Origin of the sequence: Streptomyces sp. NPDC059456 (assembly GCF_042750055.1) — a bacterium.
Lineage (GTDB): Bacteria > Actinomycetota > Actinomycetes > Streptomycetales > Streptomycetaceae > Streptomyces.
The window spans coordinates 7,438-11,392 of sequence record NZ_JBHYVA010000231.1; the positions used below are offsets into that span (position 1 = coordinate 7,438).

Here is a 3,955-nt window from a genome sequence, read left to right on the forward strand (position 1 = left end):
CGGGGCCGGCGGGCGCCGGGGCGGGGGGGGGGGGGGGCGGCCGGGGCCGGGCGCGCGCCGCGCGCGCCGCCCCGGGCCCGGGGCGGCGGGGGGGGCGGGGGGGCCCCCCCCCCCACCGGCGCGCGTCGCCCCACCGGGCCGGGTCAGGACCGGTAGCCCAACTGGGACGCGAGCACCGCCAGCTGGGTGCGGTTGGTGGTGCCGGTCTTTCTCCGCAGGTGGCGCAGATAGGTGTCGACCGTGTGCCGGCTGATGCCCAGACGGCTCGCGATGCGGCAGTAGGTCTCCCCTTCCGACAGGAGGGCGAGCACCTGCTGTTCGCGCGGCGTGAAGCTGGGCGGTGCTTCGGCGATGTCAGCGATGTCGGCGAGGTTGGCGATGTCGGCCATGACGGACTCCTGGTCTCGGGTGCGCGGTACGCGGATCTGCGGAGGGCGGGACGCGGGCGGGATCAGCCGCCCCAGGAGGTGTCCTCGGTGCACTTGCCCACCGGCGGGCAGGAGGGCTCCGCCACGACCGTCTGCGGAGCGGTGGCGGAGTGCTCGGGCGAGCGCACCACCACGGCAACCGCCGCGGTGGCGGAACAGACTGCGGTGATGACGGCGGCCAGTGCGATCCGTACGGGCAGGGAGGGTCGCTTCATGTGGGGGCTCCTGGTATCCGGCTTCTCAGCCCGGGGACGTCGAGTTGCTGACAGGGACCAAACTGTCCTGTGCACCGCCCCGGAAGCGACCACGCAGCCCCTCAGCAAACGACCTGGCAGTAAAGCGCCAGGGGGCATATCGGACTCTTCATTGCATAACAAATGACCAAGGGTCCGCCCGAGGCACTCGGCCCTGCGCCGACACCCCCGGGAACGGCCGGACCGAGGGGCCGAATCCGGACAGTCCGGGGGCCTGATCCGCTCCCCACGGCCACCGCGGATCCGGTCGGGCGCCGGGATGGCGGACCCCGATGCGCCTCAGATGGCCGACTTGCGCAGTGCCTCCCGTTGTGTCGCCGTGCTCCGGTGCTCCTATTCTGTTCGCCTGGACCAAAGGGCTCGCCTCAAGGGCCTGACTGATCGGTGGGGGCGCAGGGCATTGGGACTGGACGACACGCTGCTGGATGCCAAGGAACTGCAGGACTCCGACATAGCCGTGTACGGCTGGGTGCTCGAACACGGCACGGGTTGCCCGGACGCCATCGCCGCGGACACCGGGGTGAGTCGCGAGGACGCGGCCGCCGGTGTCGAACGCCTGCTGCGGCTGCGCCTGCTACAGGAAAGCCCCGGCGAACCCACCACGATCTTCGCCGTGGCGCCCGAGACCGCGGCCGCTCAGCTCGCCGCTCCCGTGGAAGCCCGGATCCTGCGGCAACAGCAGCAACTCGCCGGCATCCGGGAAGAGCTGCTGCGCGCCGCCCCCTCCTACGACCGGCGCCGTTCGGCCTCGGGGGCGCTGGAGGTCCTGGACAACCTCCACGTCGTGCGCGACGCCCTCAGGCAGGCCTCCGAACGGTGCCGCACCGAGATCATCGCCAGCCAGCCCGGCGGTGGCGCCCGGGTCCCCGAGGCGATGGAAGAGGCCCTGGTGCGCGACCGTGCCATCCTCGAACGCGGCGTCCGGATGCGCACCCTCTACCACCACACGGCACGTTTCAACGGACCGAGCCAGGCGTACGTCGCAGCGGCCTCGGCCCTGGGCGGGGAGTACCGCACCGCGCACGAGCTGTTCGGCCGCCTGATCGTCTTCGACCGTGAGACCGCGTTCATCCCCGTCCAGGACGGCAGTTGGGGAGCCGTGGTGATCCGGCAGCCGTCCACCGTGAACTACCTGTGCGAGATCTTCGAGCAGACCTGGGACCGGGCCACCCCGTTCACCGCCGCGGTCGGCCAGCAACTCGAAACGGTCTCCCGGGAGATCCACGAAACGATCGTGCGACTGCTGGCCGCCGGCCTGAAGGACGAGGCGATCGCCCGGCGCCTGGGCATGTCGCTGCGCACGGCACGGCGCCACATCGCCGACATCATGGAGGAGCTGGGCGCGGGAAGCCGCTTCCAGGCCGGCGTCCGCGCCGCGGAGCGGGGCCTGCTGGACATCGACGGGCCGGCCGAACCGCTCGAGGCTTCCTAGAGCCGAGGCGGTGTCCGGGGCCGCGGCGTGTACGGGGCGGGAGATGCGGGAACGGGTCTTCGTGACTGTCCCGGCGGCCCGCGGTGGGGAATGCTCGTCATGACGGAGTCGCCCGGGTTCCGTGACGTGAGCGGCACGTACGGACACCACACCACAGGAGCCCCATGCACAGCGCGCCATCGGCAGACGGGGTGTCCTCACCCCAGGCACGGGAACTGGCGCAGTTCCTCGCACGGTGCCGCGGTCAGGGGCCCGCGATCCTGTGGCCCGAGCAGGAACGTGCGACGCACGAGGGGCAGGAGGCCGCAGCCGTCCTGGCGGCAGAGGCCCGTGAGCTGGCGCGGCTGACGGGGCTTCAGTCGGACATCGAGCGGCACCGCGCGGACGAGGACGGCGCCCGGCCGCTGTCCGCCGGCTCGTTCGGACACCTGCTGGTGCAGCAGGAGAACGGGGCCGGGACCTGGCGGCTGCATGCGGTGTCGGGCGCCGAAGAACCCTTCTCCTGCCGCCTCAGGTCCGGCGAAGTGCTCTACGTCCCGCCCGGCTGGGGCTGGCGTGCCGACCTCACCCCCGGCGCACGGCTGCTGCTGACCCGCATCGGCCCGGAGGCCGGTGAGCCCGCGGCCGGCTCGCAGGCGCCGTCGTAGGCCGACCCGCCGGGGCCCGGGGACGCCCGGAACAGCGAGCGGCGGCGCCGGCCGGGAACAGCCGGTCCGGTCTGAACGGTTGCACCACCAGGTGACTGGCGGATCTGCGGTCCCCGGCCTCGCGGTTCCCGCCGCGCACTGGACCAAGACGCACTTCAGCAGGAGGACTTTTCCATGTCTGACCGGCCTTTGACGCTCATGGCGGTACACGCCCACCCGGACGACGAGGCCACCGGAACCGGAGGGGTCCTCGCGCGGTATGCGGCGGAGGGCATCCGCACGGTTCTGGTGACGTGTACCGACGGCGGCTGCGGTGACGGACCGGGGGGCGTCAAGCCGGGCGATCCCGGACACGACCCGGCTGCCGTCGCCTTGATGCGCCGTCAAGAACTCGAGGCGAGCCGTGACGTCCTGCAGATCAGCGACCTGGAGATGCTGGACTATGCCGACTCCGGGATGATGGGCTGGCCGAGCAACGACGCCCCCGGATCCTTCTGGCAGACCCCCGTGGAGGAAGGCGCCGCCCGACTCGCCGAGCTCATGCGGCACTACCGCCCCGACGTGGTCGTCACCTACGACGAGAACGGCTTCTACGGCCACCCCGACCACATCCAGGCCCACCGCATCACGATGGCGGCGCTGGAGATGACCGGGCTGACACCGAAGGTGTACTGGACGACGATGCCGCACTCGACGATGCGGCGGTTCGGCGAGATCATGCGCGAGCTTCACGCGGACATGCCGGAACCGGAGCCGCAGGCGCAGCCGGAGCCGCAGCCGGAACCGGAACCGGCCGAGGCCGCCGCGCCGGCCGAGATCGGCCTCCCCGACGACGAGATCACCACCTGGGTGGACACCCTCGCCTTCAGCGAGCAGAAGTTCGACGCCCTGGCCGCGCACGCCAGTCAGGGCGAGAACATCTTCTTCCTCAAGATGGGCAAGGAGACGTTCGGCGAGCTGATGGGCATGGAGACCTTCGTACGGGTCAAGGACTCCACCGGAGCGGCCCTCCCCGAGAACGACCTCTTCGCCGGCCTGCGCTGACCCCACCCCGCCGGACCGGGCTCCGGCAGGGGCGCAGCCGTACGCAGGAAGCCCGGCCCGGGGGGGGGGCGGCGGGCCGCGCGGCGGCGGGGGCGCCGGGGGGTCCAGCGGACGCGCCCGCCGCCGCGCGCCCGCCCGCCCGCCGCGCCC

At 72.5% G+C, this 3,955-nt stretch carries 5 protein-coding genes; 3 read left to right on the forward strand and 2 right to left on the reverse strand.

Annotated features, from left to right (window positions below; all coding sequences use genetic code 11):
* Nucleotides 1–143 precede the first annotated feature (143 nt).
* Both ACFXA3_RS20905 and ACFXA3_RS20910 read right to left on the reverse strand, forming a co-directional pair.
* On the reverse strand, nucleotides 144–389 hold the full coding sequence (locus tag ACFXA3_RS20905) for a response regulator transcription factor (RefSeq protein ID WP_385188751.1): 246 nt from the start codon (nucleotides 387–389) through the stop codon (nucleotides 144–146).
* A 62-nt stretch (nucleotides 390–451) separates the two neighbouring features.
* On the reverse strand, nucleotides 452–643 hold the full coding sequence (locus ACFXA3_RS20910; RefSeq protein WP_385188753.1) for a hypothetical protein: 192 nt from the start codon (nucleotides 641–643) through the stop codon (nucleotides 452–454).
* Between the two features lie 439 nt (nucleotides 644–1,082).
* Between ACFXA3_RS20910 and ACFXA3_RS20915 the strand changes: the two genes are divergently transcribed.
* The 3 genes from ACFXA3_RS20915 to ACFXA3_RS20925 all read left to right on the forward strand — a co-directional run bounded on the left by ACFXA3_RS20915 (nucleotide 1,083) and on the right by ACFXA3_RS20925 (nucleotide 3,805).
* Nucleotides 1,083–2,114 carry a helix-turn-helix domain-containing protein gene (locus ACFXA3_RS20915; protein ID WP_385188755.1) on the forward strand — a complete coding sequence of 344 codons (1,032 nt, stop codon included), beginning with the start codon at nucleotides 1,083–1,085 and terminating at the stop codon, nucleotides 2,112–2,114.
* A gap of 164 nt (nucleotides 2,115–2,278) precedes the next feature.
* Entirely contained in the window at nucleotides 2,279–2,761 is a 483-nt protein-coding gene (locus ACFXA3_RS20920; protein WP_385188757.1) for a hypothetical protein, read from the forward strand.
* Nucleotides 2,762–2,935: 174 nt separating this feature from the next.
* Entirely contained in the window at nucleotides 2,936–3,805 is an 870-nt protein-coding gene (locus tag ACFXA3_RS20925; RefSeq protein WP_385188759.1) for a PIG-L family deacetylase, read from the forward strand.
* Nucleotides 3,806–3,955: the final 150 nt, after the last annotated feature.